General features: G+C 64.4%; 19 protein-coding genes. 8 read left to right on the top strand and 11 right to left on the bottom strand.

The genetic code is table 11. The features are described 5' to 3' along the window. Positions 1-50 precede the first annotated feature (50 nt). From ACPFMA_RS00240 to prlC, 5 genes are all read right to left on the bottom strand, one after another. Complete coding sequence (locus ACPFMA_RS00240) at positions 51-1,583, bottom strand: SulP family inorganic anion transporter (RefSeq protein ID WP_425929489.1); 1,533 nt, start codon at positions 1,581-1,583, stop codon at positions 51-53. Positions 1,584-1,789: 206 nt separating this feature from the next. Continuing rightward, a complete protein-coding gene (locus ACPFMA_RS00235) occupies positions 1,790-2,512 on the bottom strand; it encodes a carbonic anhydrase (RefSeq protein WP_009401776.1) in 723 nt (240 codons plus the stop codon). Between the two features lie 246 nt (positions 2,513-2,758). Next, positions 2,759-3,811 carry a PA0069 family radical SAM protein gene (locus ACPFMA_RS00230; protein ID WP_064302126.1) on the bottom strand — a complete coding sequence of 351 codons (1,053 nt, stop codon included), beginning with the start codon at positions 3,809-3,811 and terminating at the stop codon, positions 2,759-2,761. Positions 3,812-3,962: 151 nt separating this feature from the next. Then, a complete protein-coding gene (locus tag ACPFMA_RS00225; RefSeq protein WP_009401780.1) occupies positions 3,963-4,229 on the bottom strand; it encodes a YheV family putative zinc ribbon protein in 267 nt (88 codons plus the stop codon). After that, on the bottom strand, positions 4,226-6,277 hold the full coding sequence (gene prlC / locus ACPFMA_RS00220) for an oligopeptidase A (protein WP_425929488.1): 2,052 nt from the start codon (positions 6,275-6,277) through the stop codon (positions 4,226-4,228). The genes ACPFMA_RS00225 and prlC overlap by 4 nt, the downstream gene beginning before the upstream one ends. Before the next feature lie 91 nt (positions 6,278-6,368). On the opposite strand from prlC, the gene ACPFMA_RS00215 reads away from it, so the two are divergent. Together ACPFMA_RS00215 and ACPFMA_RS00210 are read left to right on the top strand one after the other, a co-directional pair. Then, positions 6,369-6,917 (top strand): gamma carbonic anhydrase family protein, encoded by a 549-nt coding sequence (locus tag ACPFMA_RS00215; RefSeq protein ID WP_009401785.1) that lies wholly within the window; start codon positions 6,369-6,371, stop codon positions 6,915-6,917. 26 nt (positions 6,918-6,943) lie between these two features. Beyond that, positions 6,944-7,594 carry an HAD family hydrolase gene (locus tag ACPFMA_RS00210; protein ID WP_009401787.1) on the top strand — a complete coding sequence of 217 codons (651 nt, stop codon included), beginning with the start codon at positions 6,944-6,946 and terminating at the stop codon, positions 7,592-7,594. Between the two features lie 45 nt (positions 7,595-7,639). Here ACPFMA_RS00210 and ACPFMA_RS00205 read toward each other — a convergent pair whose 3' ends face one another. After that, entirely contained in the window at positions 7,640-8,728 is a 1,089-nt protein-coding gene (locus ACPFMA_RS00205; RefSeq protein WP_425930634.1) for an aminopeptidase, read from the bottom strand. Between the two features lie 83 nt (positions 8,729-8,811). Here ACPFMA_RS00205 and ACPFMA_RS00200 point away from each other — a divergent pair, with 83 nt between their 5' ends. Both ACPFMA_RS00200 and ACPFMA_RS00195 read left to right on the top strand, forming a co-directional pair. Further along, positions 8,812-9,225, top strand: coding sequence for a hypothetical protein (locus tag ACPFMA_RS00200; RefSeq protein WP_064302128.1), 414 nt, complete (start codon positions 8,812-8,814; stop codon positions 9,223-9,225). A gap of 45 nt (positions 9,226-9,270) precedes the next feature. Further along, positions 9,271-9,681 carry a hypothetical protein gene (locus tag ACPFMA_RS00195; protein WP_064302129.1) on the top strand — a complete coding sequence of 137 codons (411 nt, stop codon included), beginning with the start codon at positions 9,271-9,273 and terminating at the stop codon, positions 9,679-9,681. A gap of 1 nt (position 9,682) precedes the next feature. Here ACPFMA_RS00195 and ACPFMA_RS00190 read toward each other — a convergent pair whose 3' ends face one another. Together ACPFMA_RS00190 and ACPFMA_RS00185 are read right to left on the bottom strand one after the other, a co-directional pair. Continuing rightward, complete coding sequence (locus ACPFMA_RS00190) at positions 9,683-9,916, bottom strand: DUF1161 domain-containing protein (protein WP_009401792.1); 234 nt, start codon at positions 9,914-9,916, stop codon at positions 9,683-9,685. Positions 9,917-9,988: 72 nt separating this feature from the next. Then, positions 9,989-10,414 carry an OsmC family protein gene (locus tag ACPFMA_RS00185; RefSeq protein WP_064302130.1) on the bottom strand — a complete coding sequence of 142 codons (426 nt, stop codon included), beginning with the start codon at positions 10,412-10,414 and terminating at the stop codon, positions 9,989-9,991. A 171-nt stretch (positions 10,415-10,585) separates the two neighbouring features. Between ACPFMA_RS00185 and ACPFMA_RS00180 the strand changes: the two genes are divergently transcribed. Then, positions 10,586-11,590, top strand: a complete 1,005-nt coding sequence (locus tag ACPFMA_RS00180; RefSeq protein ID WP_064302131.1) for an LLM class flavin-dependent oxidoreductase — start codon at positions 10,586-10,588, stop codon at positions 11,588-11,590. A gap of 102 nt (positions 11,591-11,692) precedes the next feature. On the opposite strand, the gene ACPFMA_RS00175 is transcribed toward ACPFMA_RS00180, so the two are convergent. Beyond that, a complete protein-coding gene (locus ACPFMA_RS00175) occupies positions 11,693-11,914 on the bottom strand; it encodes a DUF1161 domain-containing protein (RefSeq protein WP_425929487.1) in 222 nt (73 codons plus the stop codon). A gap of 78 nt (positions 11,915-11,992) precedes the next feature. Continuing rightward, positions 11,993-12,208, bottom strand: coding sequence for a dodecin (locus ACPFMA_RS00170; RefSeq protein ID WP_009401800.1), 216 nt, complete (start codon positions 12,206-12,208; stop codon positions 11,993-11,995). 153 nt (positions 12,209-12,361) lie between these two features. On the opposite strand from ACPFMA_RS00170, the gene ACPFMA_RS00165 reads away from it, so the two are divergent. Further along, positions 12,362-12,688: a DUF883 family protein gene (locus ACPFMA_RS00165; protein WP_009401802.1), complete on the top strand. Its 327-nt coding sequence runs from the start codon at positions 12,362-12,364 to the stop codon at positions 12,686-12,688. On the opposite strand, the gene ACPFMA_RS00160 is transcribed toward ACPFMA_RS00165, so the two are convergent. Continuing rightward, on the bottom strand, positions 12,661-13,581 hold the full coding sequence (locus tag ACPFMA_RS00160) for a LysR family transcriptional regulator (RefSeq protein ID WP_425929486.1): 921 nt from the start codon (positions 13,579-13,581) through the stop codon (positions 12,661-12,663). The genes ACPFMA_RS00165 and ACPFMA_RS00160 overlap by 28 nt on opposite strands. Before the next feature lie 110 nt (positions 13,582-13,691). Here ACPFMA_RS00160 and trpB point away from each other — a divergent pair, with 110 nt between their 5' ends. Together trpB and trpA are read left to right on the top strand one after the other, a co-directional pair. Beyond that, positions 13,692-14,909 carry a tryptophan synthase subunit beta gene (trpB, locus tag ACPFMA_RS00155; protein WP_009401807.1) on the top strand — a complete coding sequence of 406 codons (1,218 nt, stop codon included), beginning with the start codon at positions 13,692-13,694 and terminating at the stop codon, positions 14,907-14,909. Further along, complete coding sequence (trpA, locus tag ACPFMA_RS00150; protein WP_420058508.1) at positions 14,906-15,718, top strand: tryptophan synthase subunit alpha; 813 nt, start codon at positions 14,906-14,908, stop codon at positions 15,716-15,718. The genes trpB and trpA overlap by 4 nt, the downstream gene beginning before the upstream one ends. Positions 15,719-15,818 lie beyond the last annotated feature (100 nt).

Below are 15,818 nucleotides of genomic sequence, written 5' to 3'. Positions count from 1 at the left end.
CTGCAATGTGCGCGATCAGCAGGGCGGTGCCGTTGGTCGTCAGGTCGGGCTCAGGTACCGAGGCCCACCGTGGTCCTTACGCGTCCTTCGACACGCCGTTTCAGGCGACGCGACTCGATCACCAGCGACGAGCCGTTGCTGGCATTGGCCCGACCCCAGTCTTCCAGCAGCTCGAGGCAGGCATGGTCGATATAGCTCAGGTTGGCCAGCGGGACATGCAGGGTGGTCCCCGGCGGAATGCCATCCAGTGCCTGGGTCAGGGCCGGGACCTTGAGGAAGGTGGCGGCACCACTCAGGCGCAGTTCCATATGGCCCTCGCGTTCCAGGCTGGTGACGCTGATCTTCAGCCGCGCCGCCTTCAGCGCCAGCTTCACCAGGGTCAGGGCAAAGCCCAGCAGCACGCCGGTCAGCAGGTCGGTGAAGACGATGGCCAGCGCCGTGGCCGCGTAGACGAACATCGGCATGCGTCCATAGCGGCCCAGGCCGCGAAACGCCTTCAGGTCCACCAGCTTGACCCCGGTGAATACCAGCACGCCGGCCAGGCTAGCCACTGGAATCTGCTGCAGCACGCTACCCAGCAGCACGACGAAGGCCAGCAGCCACAGGCCATGGAAGATCGCCGACAGACGGGTCCTGGCACCGGCCTGGACGTTGGCCGAGCTGCGCACGATCACGCCGGTCATCGGCAATGCGCCGAGCACACCACAAATCATGTTGCCGACACCCTGCGCCGATAATTCGCGGTCGAAATCCGAGCGCTGGCCACTGTGCATGCGGTCCACGGCCGCTGCCGAAAGCAGGGTTTCGGCACTGGCGATAAAGGCCAGGGCGAAGGCGGCGACCAGCAGGGCCGGATCGGCCAGGGCCATGAGGTCGGCCGGGCGCAGCCAGTCGATGGCTTCACTGAGGTTGGCCGGCACTTGCACGCGGTTCACGCCCAGATCCAGGCCGATGCTCAGCAGGGTCATCGCGCTCACACCGAGCAGGGCACCGGGAACGAAGCGCAGGGTTGTCGGCTTGAAGCGCTCCCAGCCCCACATCACCGCGATGGTACCCAGCCCGATTGCCCCGGCCTGCCAGCCGTTGCCGGCAGACTCGAACGGCAGCGACGCACTCACCACGGCGGGGAAACCGAGGAGGTTTTCCAGGCCTGACGGCAGCGGCGAGCTATCGAACATCACATGCACCTGGGACAACACGATCAACACACCGATACCCGCGAGCATGCCGTACACCACCGCCGGCGCCGTAACCCGGAACCAGCAGCCCAGGCGCAAGCGCCCGGCAAGCAATTGCAGCAATCCCGCCAGCAGCAGGATCGGCCCGAGCATCGCCATGCCGTGGGTCCGTACCAGTTCGAAGACCAGCACCGCCAACCCCGCCGCCGGACCGCTGACCTGCAGCGGCGAGCCGGCCAGCCAGCCCACCAGCAGACCGCCGACGATGCCGGTGATCAAGCCCTTGGCCGGCGGCATGCCAGAGGCGATGGCGATCCCCATGCACAGCGGCAGCGCCACCAGGAACACCACTACCGAAGCCAGCAGGTCCCGCGGCAGCGCCGCTTTGAAATGCGTCATGTTCATCCTGTTCTCCTTTTTTCAGGCCATTCCTCTGGCCACTCTTTTACGCAGGCGTCGGGGCGCCGCCCGAATCGCGGGCAGCCGGAAACCGCCGACGCTGCGGCAAGGCATCAAAACGTTTTCAAAGGCAGCCGACGCCCGTCCACGGCGCCGCGGGCAGCGGGCCGTGGTGGGTTGCGTCAGCGATTTTCAGGTGTTGCGAAAAAGGCTCAGTAGCGGCCTTTCGGGGTAGCGCTTGGAATCGGCGCGCCGCGGGTCAGCGGCAGGAAGGCATCGCTTTCGGCGTCGTAGGCGGAGATTTCGCTGGTTTCGATGTTGTAGATCCAGCCGTGGATATACAACTGGCCAGCCGCCAGGCGCGAGGCCACCGACGGGTGGGTACGCAAGTGGTGAAGCTGGGCGATGACGTTCTCGCGGGTCAGGACCTGCATGCTCTCGTGCTCGGTGCCGCACTGGCAGTTGTCCTCGACCACGGTGCGGGCCACTTCGGCGTGGCGCAGCCAGGCCTTGACCGTCGGCATCTTCTCCAGCGACTGCGGGTTGAGTACCGCACGCATCGCACCGCAATCGGAGTGACCGCAGATGATGATGTGGTGCACGCCCAGGGCCATGACCGCGTACTCGATCGCCGTCGAGACGCCGCCGTTCATCTGCCCGTAGGGCGGAACCACGTTGCCCACGTTGCGGGTCACGAACAGGTCGCCGGGAGAACTCTGGGTAATCAGTTCGGGAACGATCCGCGAGTCGGCGCAGGTAATGAACATGGCACGCGGCTTCTGCGCCGTGGCCAGTTTCTTGAACAGCTCTTCCTGTTCAGGGAAGACTTCGTGATGGAAACGCAGAAAGCCATCAACGATATGTTTCAGAGCGCCATCGGCAGTCTCGGCTTCAGGGGTAGCCGGGCCGGTCGGAGAGGGTTCCTTGTTCGACATGATGCATCCTCTTTGACAGGTTCGTAGGTAAGTCCATTTTACCGGGTTAGGATTCAGACAGGCTTACGTCACTTGGATTACAGATGTAGTCAACAAATCACATTTCTGTCTGCCTGAATTCGTACGCTACGTGTCGAAACTTAACTCAACCTGAATTCGAAGGCTCTAGAACGGGCGTTCCAGAAGCATTTGCCGGGATTTCCATGGTATCAAAAAAACATTAATCGCCAATGGCCATTATTGTTTTTACAACAATGACAACTGCCCACCCGGCGGGCAGAACGCCGAGCAATCCAGCGAATAACCGCCCCGGCGGTTGAGCCCGTAGCGCCGGATAGCCTTGTCGAAGCGTTGCGCCAGCAGGTCGGCGAATACGCCCTCTCCGCGCATCCGCGCGCCGAAACGGCTGTCGTAGAGCTCTCCGCCGCGACTCTGGCGGACCAGGCTGAGAACATGGGCCGCACGCTGCGGATAATGGTCCTGCAACCACTGTTCGAACAGCGGCGCCACTTCCAAAGGCAAACGCAGCAGCATGTAGGCTGCGGTCAATGCTCCGGCCTCGCTGGCCGCCTCGAGCAGACGCTCCAGCTCGCTGTCGTTGATGGCCGGGATCATCGGCGAGCACAGCACCCCCACCGGAATTCCCGCCTCGCGCATCACCCGGATCGCCCGCAAGCGCGCCTTCGGCGCCGCGGCACGCGGCTCGAGGGTGCGCTTCAGCTCATCATCGAGGGTGGTCAGGCTGATCATCACCGACACCAGGCGCTGCTTCGCCAGCTCGCCGAGCAGATCGAGGTCGCGCAGGATCAACGAGCCCTTGGTGACGATGGTCACCGGATGCCGGTAGCGCAACAGCACTTCCAGCAGGCGCCGGGTCAGTTGCTGCTCGCGCTCGATGGGCTGGTAGGGATCGGTGTTGGAACCGAGGTTGATCGGCGCACAGGCATAGCCGGGTTTCGATAGTTGCTGCTCCAGCACGGCGGCGGCGTTGGTCTTGGCGATCAGCCGGGTTTCGAAATCCAGGCCGGGGGAAAGGTCCCAATAGGCGTGGCTCGGTCGCGCATAGCAATAGATGCAGCCATGCTCGCAGCCGCGATAGGGGTTGATCGAACGGTCGAAGGGCAGGTCCGGCGAGCTGTTGCGGGTGATGATGGTCTTCGCGGTTTCGATGCGGATCTCGGTGCCCTGGGTCATGGGCACTTCCTGGTACCAGCCATCGTCCTCGACCACCGAGCGGTTGGGGGCGAAGCGGTTGTGCGGATTATGGGCCGTACCGCGACCGCGGACCGGAGTGACCATGACGAAAAACCTCGATACTGTGTTTTTATACAGTATCGAGGTTTTTATTTGCCGTCCACGCCTTCCGTCGCGACGCCGCCCCCTGTGGGAGCTGGCAAGCCAGCTCCCACAGGATTAGTGCAAAGGCACAGTCCTGTGGAAGACCGTGCGATTACTCCGAAGGCTTCTTCAACTTCGGATTCGGGAAGAACTGCACCGTCTGCACCGCAGGTTTCGCCGGTTTCAGCGCATCCTGGTTGACCCGCGTACCCAGCTCCTTCGGCACCGACAGCCCTTGCTCGTTGAGGGTGTCGGTGAAGCCGCAGGCCACGCACTCGCGATGAGGCGTGCCGTCCACGCTCCACATCATCAGTTTGTCCGGCTCGCTGCAGGCCGGGCAGACCGCGCCGGCGATGAAGCGCTTCTTGGTCGTGGTCATGCCGCCAGGTCCTCGCTCAGGCCGCTGTGGCGCAGCAGGGCGTCGATGGAGGGCTCGCGACCACGGAAGTCGACGAACAGCAGCATCGGCTCCCGGGAACCACCGCGGGCCAGGATCGCTTCGCGGAAGGCACGGCCGGTCTCGGCGTTGAGCACGCCTTCTTCCTCGAAGCGCGAGAAGGCGTCGGCCGACAGCACTTCAGCCCATTTGTAGCTGTAGTAACCGGCGGCATAACCGCCCGCGAAGATGTGCGCGAAACTGTTGGGGAAACGGTTGTACGCCGGCGGACGCATGACCGAGACCTCGTCGCGCACGCCTTCGAGCACTTCCAGCACGCTGCGGCCATCGCCGTGGCGGGCATGCAGTTCGAAGTCGAACAGGGAGAACTCAAGCTGGCGGACCATCATCAGGCCGGACTGGAAGTTCTTCGCTGCGAGCATTTTCTCCAGCAGGTCCTGCGGCAGCGGTTCGCCGCTTTCGTAATGGCCGGAGATCAGCGCCAGGCCTTCCGGCTCCCAGCACCAGTTCTCCATGAACTGGCTCGGCAGTTCCACCGCATCCCAGGCCACGCCGTTGATGCCGGAGACGCCGGCATGCTCGATGCGGGTCAGCAGGTGGTGCAGGCCATGACCGAATTCGTGGAACAGGGTGGTCACTTCATCGTGGGTCAGCAGCGCCGGCTTGCCGGGCGCGGCCGGGGTGAAGTTGCACACCAGGTTGGCCACCGGGCTTTGCAGCGCGCCATCGGCAGTGCGACGACGGTCGCGGGCGCCGTCCATCCAGGCGCCGCCACGCTTGTTGGCGCGGGCGTAAAGGTCGAAGAAGAAGCGGCCGACATGCTGGCCGTTTTCCTTGATCTCGAACAGACGCACGTCCGGGTGCCAGGTGTCGAAGCCCTTCTGCTCGGCGATCTCGATGCCGTACAGGCGCTGGACGATGGCGAACAGGCCCGACAGCACCTTGTCGATCGGGAAATAGGCACGCAGGGCTTCCTGGGAAACGCTGTAGCGCTGTTCGCGCAGCTTTTCCCCATAGAAACCGCTGTCCCAGCTTTGCAGGTCGGCGCAGCCTTGCTCGGCGGCGTAGGCCTTGAGCTGGGCCAGGTCCTGGGCGGCGTAGGGTTTGCTGCGCTGTGCCAGGTTGCGCAGGAAGCCCAGCACCTGGTCACTGGATTCGGCCATCTTGGTCGCCAGGCTCAGTTCGGCGAAGTTGGCGAAGCCAAGCAGTTCGGCCAGTTCCTGGCGCAGGTCGAGGATCTCGCGCATCACCGGGCCGTTGTCGAACTGGCCGGCATTCGGGCCCTGGTCGGAGGCGCGGGTGCAGTAGGCGGCGTAGACCTCTTCGCGCAAGGCGCGGTCCTCGGCGTAGGTCATCACCGCGTAGTAGCTGGGGAACTCCAGGCTGATCAGCCAGCCGTCGAGGCCCTTGGCCTGGGCGGCAGCGGCCATCTGCGCCTTGGCCGAATCGGTCAGGCCGGCGAGGGCGGATTCGTCGGTAACGTGCTTGGTCCAGGCCTGGGTCGCGTCGAGCAGCTGGTTGGAGAAGCGACTGCCCAGCTCGGACAGCTTGCTCTGCACTTCGGCATAGCGCTTCTGCTGCTCCGGCGGCAGGTCGATACCCGACAGGCGGAAGTCGCGCAGGGCGTGCTCGATGATGGTCTTTTGCGCCACATCGAAGTTGGCGGCCTCGGGGCTCGCGGCCAGCGCCTCGTAGGCCTGGAACAGTTCGCGGTTCTGGCCCAGCTCCGTGGAGTAGGCGCTCAGGGCCGGCAGGCAGGCCTCGTAGGCTTCGCGCAATTCGGCGCTGTTGCACACGGCGTTGAGGTGGCTGACGGGGCTCCAGGCCGCGCCGAGGCGGTCATTGAGCTCGTCCATGGCCAGAACCAGCCCGGCCCAGTTCGGGTTGCGGCCCTGGGTCTTGAGAATTTCGGCAATGGCATTGCGGTTGTCGGCCAGGATCTGTTCAATCGCCGGCAGCACGTGCTCGGCGCGGATCGCCGAGAAGGGCGGCAGGTCATAGGACTGCAGAAGCGGGTTGTTCGCACTCACGGTTAGACACCTTGGCAGAAGAAACACCGGGCCATCTTAATTACAATCGCCGTCGCCCGCAGCTAATTAGCCTTAGAGAGGTTTCCTATTCATGGCCATCCGCACTTACCAGCAGCACACGCCGCGCCTTGGTGAACGTGCCTTCGTCGACCGCAGCGCGGTGGTCATCGGCGATGTCGAGATCGGCGACGACAGCTCGGTCTGGCCGCTGACGGTGATCCGCGGCGACATGCACCGCATCCGCATCGGCGCCCGTACCAGCGTGCAGGACGCCAGCGTGCTGCACATCACCCACGCCGGCCCCTTCAACCCCGACGGCTTCCCGCTGCTGATCGGCGACGACGTGACCATCGGCCACAAGGTCATGCTCCATGGCTGTACCCTCGGCAGCCGCATCCTGGTGGGCATGGGCAGCACGATCATGGACGGTGCGGTCGTCGAGGACGAAGTGATCATCGGCGCCGGCAGCCTGGTGCCGCCGGGCAAGCGCCTGGAAAGCGGTTTTCTCTACGTCGGCAGCCCGGTGAAGCAGGCACGGCCGCTGACCGACAAGGAGCTCGCGTTCTTCCCCTACAGCGCCGCCAACTATGTGCGCCTCAAGGACCAGCACCTGGCCGAGGGCTACGACCAGCCCGAGTGACGTCCCCCATTTCCAGCGAGACCGACATGCACCAGCAGAACATCCTCTTCGACCTCGACGGCACCCTGACCGACCCGCGCGAAGGCATCACCCGCTCCATCCAGTACGCCCTGGCCAAGCTTGGCATCGACGAGCCCGACCTGACCCGCCTGGAGCACTTCATCGGCCCGCCGCTGTTGCAGGCGTTCATGCAGTTCTACCGCTTCGACGAGGCGAAGGCCTGGGAGGCAGTGAATTTCTACCGTGAGCGTTTCAAGGTCACCGGGCTGTACGAGAACCGCGTGTTCGACGGGGTTGGCGAGCTGCTGGCGGAGCTTCAAGGACAGGGCCGGACGCTGTATATCGCCACCTCCAAACCCTGGGTGTTCGCCCGGGAAATCGCCCGGCACTTCGACTTCGCCCGGCATTTCAAGGTGATCTACGGCAGCGAGCTGGATGGCACGCGGACCAACAAGGTCGACCTGATCGGCCACCTGCTGGCCGAAGAGGGGCTGGACCCGGCGCAGACCCTGATGATCGGCGACCGCAAGCATGACCTGATCGGTGCGCGCAGCAACGGGCTGGATGCGATTGCGGTGGGGTATGGGTTTGGTAGCCGGGAGGAGTTGGTGGCGGAGCAGCCGGCCTGGCACTTCGAGACCCTGGCAGAGATGCATCAGGCATTCCTGCGGTCTTGAGGGCCTCATCGCTGGCAAGCCAGCTCCCACAGTGTCCGCGGCGACTCAGACCCCTGTGGGAGCTGGCTTGCCAGCGATGCGATTCAACAGCCGCTGCCGCTCCTGGACCGGCAGCGAACCCACTTCCTCGACCCGTCGATAAAACCGCTGCCAATCCCCACCCGATTCGGCAAACAACCCGGCAAACGCCGGTACCCACTGGTCATACAGCCCGAACGGCAGCAGCTTGGCATTGTTCATCGGCCCGTTGATCCACGCATCGAAGCGCCCGACCCCGCCCCATTCACTATCCCGCAACTGCCGATACTCCGTGCGCAGGCGTTCGAACTCCGCCTGCTTGGCCGCCCGCATCGCTGGCGCATCCAGTGGCTGCGCGTACAACGCCTTGAGCCGCTCCCGACACGCCAGCACCAGCGCGACGAACTGGTCGCGCTGCTTGCCTGCATCCGCCGGCTGCACCGGCAAGCCGCGCGCCACGCGCCATTGCCGGGTGCCTTCCTGCTCCACGAACGTGGCGAAGGACTCGTTGAATGCCGTGTCGTCCTTCACATAGACGCGCTGGTGCGCCAGCTCGTGGAAAATCACCGTTGCCAGCCGTTCGTCGCTCCAGTTGACCATGGAATTGAGGATCGGGTCATCGAACCAGCCCAGGGTCGAATAGGCCTCGACCCCGCCGATATACACATCCTGCCCGTCGAGCTTCTGCAGCGCTGCCGCCCCGCGTGCCGCGGACTGGCTGTAGTAGCCGCGGTAGGCCACGCAGCCGGCGATAGGGAAGCAATGGGTCTTGGGGTCGAGGGAGAACTCGGGTGTGGCGAACACGTTCCACACGACGTAGGGCCGGCCGATATCGGCATATACCCGGTAGCTGCGGTTGTCGGGGAGCTTCAACACCTCGCTGGCAAATGCCCGCGCCTGCTGCGAGCGCTGCAGGTGCTGACGCAACCCGGGATCGGTCGCAGGGTTGGCAATCACCTCGGTCACCGGTTCCCGCGCCCGCAACAGTTGCCATTGCCCGCTGGCCAGCTGGCCGTAATAGCCAAGGCTGCTGCAACCGTTCAGCAGGCCAGCCACCAGCAGGGGAACAAACACCCGCAAAACGTGGTCGAGTGCCCCGGAGCTTGAGCGCAGCAGAAGAAGAATTCGAATCATGCGTGGGGTGGTCTCGCTCAAGTCCGTATCGCTTCAAGACTATCCTGCCCGCCCGGAGTTTTGCCATGCGAACCATGCTCGCTGCCAGCGCCCTGCTGGCGCTCGCCGGCTGTGCCGGCCTGCCCGATCCGGACCCGTCCCAGGCCTGGGTCGACCTGGCACCCGCCCAGGACCAGACCCTGCACGCCGTCGAAGTGGACGAGCGTGCCTGGGCCGACAAGCGCTACTTCCAGGTCACTCCCGGAAACCACCAGTTGACCGTGCGTTACCTGTTCCCGGTAGATCCGAGCAATATCGGCCCCGTCAGCGAGCCGCTGTGGCGCGACTGCCAGCTCAACCTGAAATTCGCCGATTTCAGCGCCGGCCAGCGCTACCGCCTGGAGACCGGCAGCATCGGCTTCCGGCCTTGGGCCAAGCTGTATGACGAGCAGAGCAAGGTGGTAGGGCGCGGGCTGCCGGCAGGTTGTCAGCGAACCTGATAGCGCTATGCTTGTGCTTTATATCGCTCGCCTGCGGAGACCATCATGCGACAGCCAGCGATGTTGCTCGCCTTCAGCACCCTCGGCGCCTGCGCCACGCCCCTGCCACCGGTGGACCAGAACCAGGCCTGGGTCGATTTCTACACCATCACTCCCGGCAAATTGGTCATGGCCGAGCGCCTGGACGGCAAGCGCCTCACCGACGGTCGCTTCTTCCAGGTGACGCCGGGCAAGCACGAGTTGGTGGTGCGTTTCGACTACGAGATCTATGCCGGTGGTTTCAACATCGATCCGACCGAGCGCACCTGCTACCTGACCGTCGAATACGACGGCTTCCAGGCCGGCCAGCGCTATCGCCTGGAGGCGCGCGCCGTGGCCATGCAGCCCAACGCCCGGCTGTACAACGCCGAGCGCCAGGTGCTGGCCGAAGAGCGAATGATCAACTGCGTGCCGTGAATCAGTTGCCGTTGCGCTGGTAGATGATCTTCTTGGTGCCATTTTCACAGCTGCCCACGACCATGTTCTGGTCGTGGACTTCGCTGTTCGGCACGATTTCCAGCGTGTAGGACGTCACCCCGCGGGCCTGGATCTTGGCTTCGATTTCCGCCTTCAGTTCCTCGCACGGCTTGACCGCGGCGGAAGCGTTGGCGGCCAGCAACGACGCCAGTACAGCGATTGCAATACGGATCATGAACAGTTTCCTCGTGGCAAAGAACGTCAGCCAACTCCCGTTGGACCGACGCAGCATGCCACGGTTCTGCTATCAGGATTGCAACGTCGCATCCAGGCTGATTTTCGCGTTGAGCACCTTGGACACCGGGCACCCGGCCTTGGCCTTGTTCGCCAGCTCCTGGAACTGTTCGTCGCTGGCGCCCGGCACCCTGGCCTTGAGGATCAGGTGCACGGCAGTGATGGCAAAGCCGTCGGGCTGCTTGTCCAGGGTCACTTCGGCGGTGGTATCGATGCTGTCCGCCTTCAGGCCCGCCTCGCCGAGAATCATCGACAGGGCCATGGAGAAGCAGCCGGCATGGGCGGCGCCGATCAGCTCTTCGGGATTGCTCCCCGGCGTGCCTTCGAACCGCGTGTTGAAACCATAGGGGATCTGCTTGAGTGCGCCGCTTTCGGTGGAGATGGTGCCTTTGCCGTCCTTCAAGCCACCTTGCCAGTGAGCCGATGCAGTCTTCTTCATGATGCCTCCTCGGGTTATCGGCGCGAGCGGCGCCGTTCCTGAATTCAGAGGCCGGGGCGGCGGCCAAGTTCAGCCCGTTCGCCCCCCGGGGGATTGATTCCCCGCCAAGTGCCCCCACAGAAGCAACAAAGGCTGCCAGTCCAGGCGGCTTGCGTTTGCCCTGGAGAACCCATGAAGCGACTCACGGATATCAAGATTTCCACCCTCGACCTGGTGCCGGTGCGCCAGGACGGCGGCCCGGCGCAGGCCCTGCGCAACTCCCTGGACCTGGCCCGAAACGTCGAACGCTTCGGCTACCACCGTTTCTGGGTAGCCGAGCACCACAACATGGACGGCATCGCCAGCTCGGCGACCTCGGTGTTGCTGGCGTACCTGGCGGGCGGCACTTCGACCATCCGCCTCGGCTCTGGCGGTGTGATGCTGCCCAACCATGCACCGCTGGTGATCGCCGAGCAGTTCGGCACCCTGGCCAGCCTGTATCCCGGCCGCATCGAACTTGGCCTCGGCCGTGCCCCCGGATCCGACCAGATGACCGCCCGGGCCCTGCGCCGCGAGCGTTCCGGCAGCGCCGACGACTTCCCGGACGATGTCATGGAGCTGATGCGCTATCTCGGCCCGCGCACGCCTGATCAAAAAGTGATCGCCGTACCCGGGCACGACACCAATGTCCCAATCTGGCTGCTCGGCTCCAGCCTGTTCAGCGCGCAACTGGCGGGTCAACTGGGCCTGCCCTACGCCTTCGCCTCGCACTTCGCGCCGCGCTACATGCACGAGGCGATCCGCGTGTACCGCAACCACTTCAAGCCGTCGGCGGTGCTCGACGCGCCGTACGTGATGCTGGGTGTGCCGATGGTGGTGGCCGATACCGACGAGCAGGCCGACTACTTGGCGACCTCGGTGTACCAGCGCATCCTCGCCCTGATGCGCGGCCAAAGCCTGATGCAGAAACCGCCGGTGCCCAGCATGAACGGCCTGTGGCTGCCGCATGAGCGGGATGCGGTAGGGGACTTCCTCGGCCTGGCGATGATCGGCAGCCCGCAGAAGGTGAAGGGCAAGCTGGAAGTGCTGCTGGAACAGACCGGGGCGGATGAGCTGATCTTCACCTCGGACCTGTACGAGCATGCGGATCGGGTGCGGTCGTATGAGCTGATGGCGCAGACGGTGTTCGGCAACTAAAGCCGGGCGCGTACCCTGTGGGAGCGGGTTCACCCGCGATGCGGTGGTGAATTCACTACTGCAATCGCGGGTGAACCCGCTCCCACAGGGTCCGTGTTGTCCTTACCCGCGCTTGTAGACGATTTCCTTGGTCCCACCTTCACAGGACCCAACCACGTGGCCGCCCCCGGCGCCCTTCTCCATGATCTCCAGCGAATAATGCTGAACCCCCTTGGCATCCAGCTTCGCCGCGATCTCGCTCTTCAGCTCCTCGCACGGCTTGCCCGCCGCCAGCGCCGTACCGGCCAGGCCCATCAATGCAACTGCCAGCAACACCTTCTTCATTGATCGCTCTCCTTGTGGATCAAAACGACAAAGGCCCCGGTCCCCCCGGAGCCCTGCCTATCAAACCTGCGCTTCGTTTCAACTGTTGGCGATGCGGAACCCGACCTTCAGGGTGACCTGGAAATGCGCCGCCTTGTTGTTCTGGATATGCCCGCGGGTATCCACCACCTCGAACCATTCCAGGTGCTTGATGCTCTTGCCGGCTTCGGCCAGGGCATTGTTGATGGCGTCCTCGATGCTGGTGGGGGACGAGCCGACAAGCTCGATCTTCTTGTACGTGTGATGATCGGACATTCGCTGTTCTCCTTGGGTGGGTGCGGATAGAGCCTAGCAGCGCCGGGCCGTTTTACCTCTGAGCGGCGAGCGAAGCGAAACGTTCGATCGCACTTTCCAGGCCTGTCGCAGTCGGAACCTACACACCTCACTCAACCCTGAAGGAGAGTCACCATGGCCAATAGCTCGCTACGCAAAGCCTCGCTGCAAAGCATGGAAGCGGAAATCGAAAGCCTGCTCAAATCTCTGGAAAGCCTGAAGGACGACGCTTCGGACGAGTCGCGCAAAACCCTCAAGGCCTTGCGCAGCAACGCCGAAAACGCCCTGCGTCATTCCCGCAGCCTGCTGGGCGACGCTTATGAAGAGGTGAAGACCAAGACCCGGGAAACCGGGCTGGCGACCCGCGACTATGCCCAGCAACACCCCTGGACCACCGCCGGCGTGGCAATCGGTGCCTTGGGCCTGCTGGCCGCTTACCTGATGTGCAAGCGCGGCGACTGATCGTCCTGTTGCGCCAGCTCCGCGCGCAACCACCCCGCCAGTTGCTCGGCGCGCCCGTCCGCGGCGCGTCGAGGCACCCACAGTACCAATGACGCCTGCGTCTGGCTGAAGCCCCAGGGCGCGGCCAGGCGACCGGCGCGCAGATCGTCGGCCACCAGGGGTTGCGGTGCGATGGCAACACCCAGCCCGGCCATCGCGGCCTCCAGCAAGTAGTACAGATGCTCGAAGCCTTGACCGTAGCGCAATGCGCCGGGGTCCAGGTGTTGCTGGCGAGCCCAGTCGGGCCAGGCCTGGGGGCGCGAGGTGGTATGCAGCAAGGCCTGTTCCAGCAAGGCGCTGGCCGGCGCCTCGCGCAAGCGCTCGAAGCCCGGAAAACGCGGGCTGAGCACCGGCCCCACGGCCTCCCGCGCCAGCTCGTGGACCTGCATGTCCGCAGGCCAAGGCGGTTCGGCAAACACCAGAAGCGCGTCCAGCCCCGGACGACGCGGGTCAAGATCACCCTCGCCAGCCGACAGGTGCAAACGCAGGTCCGGCAGGTCCGCCTTTAGACGACCGAGACGAGGAATGAACCAGCGCGCCAGCAGGCTGCCCGAGCAGCCGAGGACGAAGGGCGCTTCGGCGCTGCTCTGGCTCAGTTCGGCGCACACCGCCCGCAGGCGCTCGAACGCCTCGCCGCTGACCTCGCGCAGGCGCAAGCCGGCATCTGTGAGTTTGATGCCTCGCCCATCCTTGACGAACAGGCTCACACCCAAATGGCTTTCCAGCACCTTCAATTGGCGACTGACAGCGCCGTGGGTCACATGAAGCTGTTCCGCCGCCTGGCTGACACTTCCCAGGCGAGCGGTGAATTCAAAAGCCCGAAGGGCATTGAGCGGTGGCAGTTCCCTGGACATGACGTGTGAGTTTTCCTGACAGGTTGCGGCGATCTTATCGGTTTTCAGTGGCGCCTGTCGTGGTTAGAGTAGGACCATTGTCAGCCAAATCCTTCCCTACGGAGCGACCCATGACCCAGAGCAACCTTCGCAGCGGCCCCGACGCCAATGGCCTGTTCGGCGCCTTCGGCGGCCGCTACGTAGCCGAGACCCTGATGCCGCTGGTCCTTGACCTGGCCCGCGAATACGAAGCGGCCAAGGCCGACCCGGAGTTCCTCGAGCAACTGGCCTATTTCCAGCGCGACTACATTGGCCGCCCCAACCCGCTGTACTTCGCCGAACGCCTGACCGAGCACCTCGGCGGGGCGAAGATCTTCTTCAAGCGTGAAGAGCTGAACCACACCGGCGCGCACAAGGTGAACAACTGCATCGGCCAGGTCCTGCTGGCCAAGCGCATGGGCAAGAAACGCTTGATCGCCGAAACCGGCGCCGGCATGCACGGCGTGGCCACCGCCACCGTCGCCGCACGCTTCGGCCTGCCTTGCGTGATCTACATGGGCGCCACCGACATCGAGCGCCAGCAGGCCAACGTGTTCCGCATGAAGCTGCTGGGTGCCGAGATCGTTCCGGTCACTGCCGGCACCGGCACCCTGAAGGACGCGATGAACGAAGCCCTGCGCGACTGGGTGACCAACGTCGAAGACACCTTCTACCTGATCGGCACCGTGGCCGGCCCACACCCGTACCCGGCGATGGTCCGCGATTTCCAGTCGATCATCGGCAAGGAAACCCGCGCCCAGTTGCAAGAGAAGGAAGGTCGCCTGCCGGACAGCCTGATCGCCTGCGTTGGCGGCGGCTCCAACGCCATGGGCCTGTTCCACGACTTCCTCGATGACGCCAGCGTGCAGATCATCGGCGTCGAAGCCGGCGGCCATGGCGTCGACACCGACAAGCACGCCGCCAGCCTCAACGGTGGCGTACCGGGCGTACTGCACGGCAACCGCACCTACCTGCTGCAGGATGGCGACGGCCAGATCACCGACGCCCACTCGATTTCCGCCGGCCTCGACTATCCCGGCATCGGCCCGGAACACGCCTGGTTGCACGAGATCAAGCGCGTCGAGTACGTCAGCATCACCGATGACGAAGCCCTGGATGCGTTCCACGCCTGCTGCCGCCTGGAAGGCATCATCCCGGCGCTGGAAAGCTCCCACGCCCTGGCCGAAGCCATCAAGCGCGCACCGACATTGCCCAAGGACCACCTGATGGTGATCTGCCTGTCCGGCCGTGGCGACAAAGACATGCAAACCGTAATGAGCCATATGGCCGCGCAGGAGAAGCAGGCATGAGCCGTCTCGAACAACGTTTTTCCGAGTTGAAGCAGGAAGGCCGTGCAGCCCTGGTGACCTTCATCACTGCCGGCGACCCGGGCTACGACGCGTCGCTGAAGATCCTCAAGGGCCTGCCGGCGGCGGGTGCCGACGTGATCGAACTGGGCATGCCGTTCACCGACCCGATGGCCGATGGCGTGGCTATCCAGCTGGCGACCCTGCGCGCACTGGAAGCGGGCCAGACCCTGGCGAAAACGCTGCAGATGGTTCGGGAATTCCGCGCCGATGACCAGACCACGCCGATCGTCCTGATGGGTTACTACAACCCGATCCACCGCTTTGGCGTGGCCGAGTTCGTCGCCCAGGCCAATGAGGCCGGTGTCGATGGCCTGATCATTGTCGATCTGCCACCGGAGCACGACGCCGAGCTGGCCACCCCGGCCCAGGCCGCGGGTATCGATTTCATTCGCCTGACCACCCCGACCACGGACGACGCACGTCTGCCGCGGGTGCTGGAGCGCAGTTCCGGGTTCGTCTACTACGTGTCGGTCGCCGGTGTGACCGGTGCCGGTTCGGCGACCACCGAGCACGTGACCGAGGCAGTGGCACGGCTGCGTCGGCATACCGATCTGCCGATCAGCGTTGGTTTCGGGATTCGTACGCCGGAGCAGGCTGCGGCCATTGCGCGGCTGGCGGATGGGGTGGTGGTGGGTTCGGCGCTGGTGGACAAGATCGCCACGGCAACCAGCCCGGAGCAGGCTGTGGATAACGTGCTGTCGCTGTGTTCGGCATTGGCCGAAGGCGTGCGCGCTGCGCGCAAATCCTAAGGCCCATCCGCTGAACCTGTGGGAGCTGGCTTGCCAGCGATTGCGATGGTGAATTCACTACAGCAATCGCTGGCAAGCCAGCTCCCACAGGGTTATTCAC

Origin of the sequence: Pseudomonas sp. NyZ201, from assembly GCF_049860765.1 — a bacterium.
Classification (GTDB): Bacteria; Pseudomonadota; Gammaproteobacteria; order Pseudomonadales; family Pseudomonadaceae; genus Aquipseudomonas; species Aquipseudomonas bharatica.
This window is presented reverse-complemented; position numbering and strand designations above follow the sequence as displayed.

Excerpts from the sequence above, each read along its gene's own strand:
- ACPFMA_RS00240 (WP_425929489.1), bottom strand. The coding sequence starts at position 1,583 with ATGAACATGACGCATTTCAAAGCGGCGCTGCCGCGGGACCTGCTGGCT.
- ACPFMA_RS00170 (WP_009401800.1), bottom strand. The coding sequence starts at position 12,208 with ATGTCCGATCATCACACGTACAAGAAGATCGAGCTTGTCGGCTCGTCC.
- ACPFMA_RS00160 (WP_425929486.1), bottom strand. The coding sequence starts at position 13,581 with ATGTCCAGGGAACTGCCACCGCTCAATGCCCTTCGGGCTTTTGAATTC.
- trpA (WP_420058508.1), top strand. The coding sequence starts at position 14,906 with ATGAGCCGTCTCGAACAACGTTTTTCCGAGTTGAAGCAGGAAGGCCGT.
- ACPFMA_RS00200 (WP_064302128.1), top strand. The coding sequence starts at position 8,812 with ATGCGAACCATGCTCGCTGCCAGCGCCCTGCTGGCGCTCGCCGGCTGT.
- ACPFMA_RS00165 (WP_009401802.1), top strand. The coding sequence starts at position 12,362 with ATGGCCAATAGCTCGCTACGCAAAGCCTCGCTGCAAAGCATGGAAGCG.
- ACPFMA_RS00175 (WP_425929487.1), bottom strand. The coding sequence starts at position 11,914 with ATGAAGAAGGTGTTGCTGGCAGTTGCATTGATGGGCCTGGCCGGTACG.
- ACPFMA_RS00235 (WP_009401776.1), bottom strand. The coding sequence starts at position 2,512 with ATGTCGAACAAGGAACCCTCTCCGACCGGCCCGGCTACCCCTGAAGCC.
- trpB (WP_009401807.1), top strand. The coding sequence starts at position 13,692 with ATGACCCAGAGCAACCTTCGCAGCGGCCCCGACGCCAATGGCCTGTTC.
- ACPFMA_RS00180 (WP_064302131.1), top strand. The coding sequence starts at position 10,586 with ATGAAGCGACTCACGGATATCAAGATTTCCACCCTCGACCTGGTGCCG.
- ACPFMA_RS00185 (WP_064302130.1), bottom strand. The coding sequence starts at position 10,414 with ATGAAGAAGACTGCATCGGCTCACTGGCAAGGTGGCTTGAAGGACGGC.
- ACPFMA_RS00230 (WP_064302126.1), bottom strand. The coding sequence starts at position 3,811 with ATGGTCACTCCGGTCCGCGGTCGCGGTACGGCCCATAATCCGCACAAC.
- ACPFMA_RS00195 (WP_064302129.1), top strand. The coding sequence starts at position 9,271 with ATGCGACAGCCAGCGATGTTGCTCGCCTTCAGCACCCTCGGCGCCTGC.
- ACPFMA_RS00190 (WP_009401792.1), bottom strand. The coding sequence starts at position 9,916 with ATGATCCGTATTGCAATCGCTGTACTGGCGTCGTTGCTGGCCGCCAAC.
- ACPFMA_RS00215 (WP_009401785.1), top strand. The coding sequence starts at position 6,369 with ATGGCCATCCGCACTTACCAGCAGCACACGCCGCGCCTTGGTGAACGT.
- ACPFMA_RS00225 (WP_009401780.1), bottom strand. The coding sequence starts at position 4,229 with ATGACCACGACCAAGAAGCGCTTCATCGCCGGCGCGGTCTGCCCGGCC.
- ACPFMA_RS00210 (WP_009401787.1), top strand. The coding sequence starts at position 6,944 with ATGCACCAGCAGAACATCCTCTTCGACCTCGACGGCACCCTGACCGAC.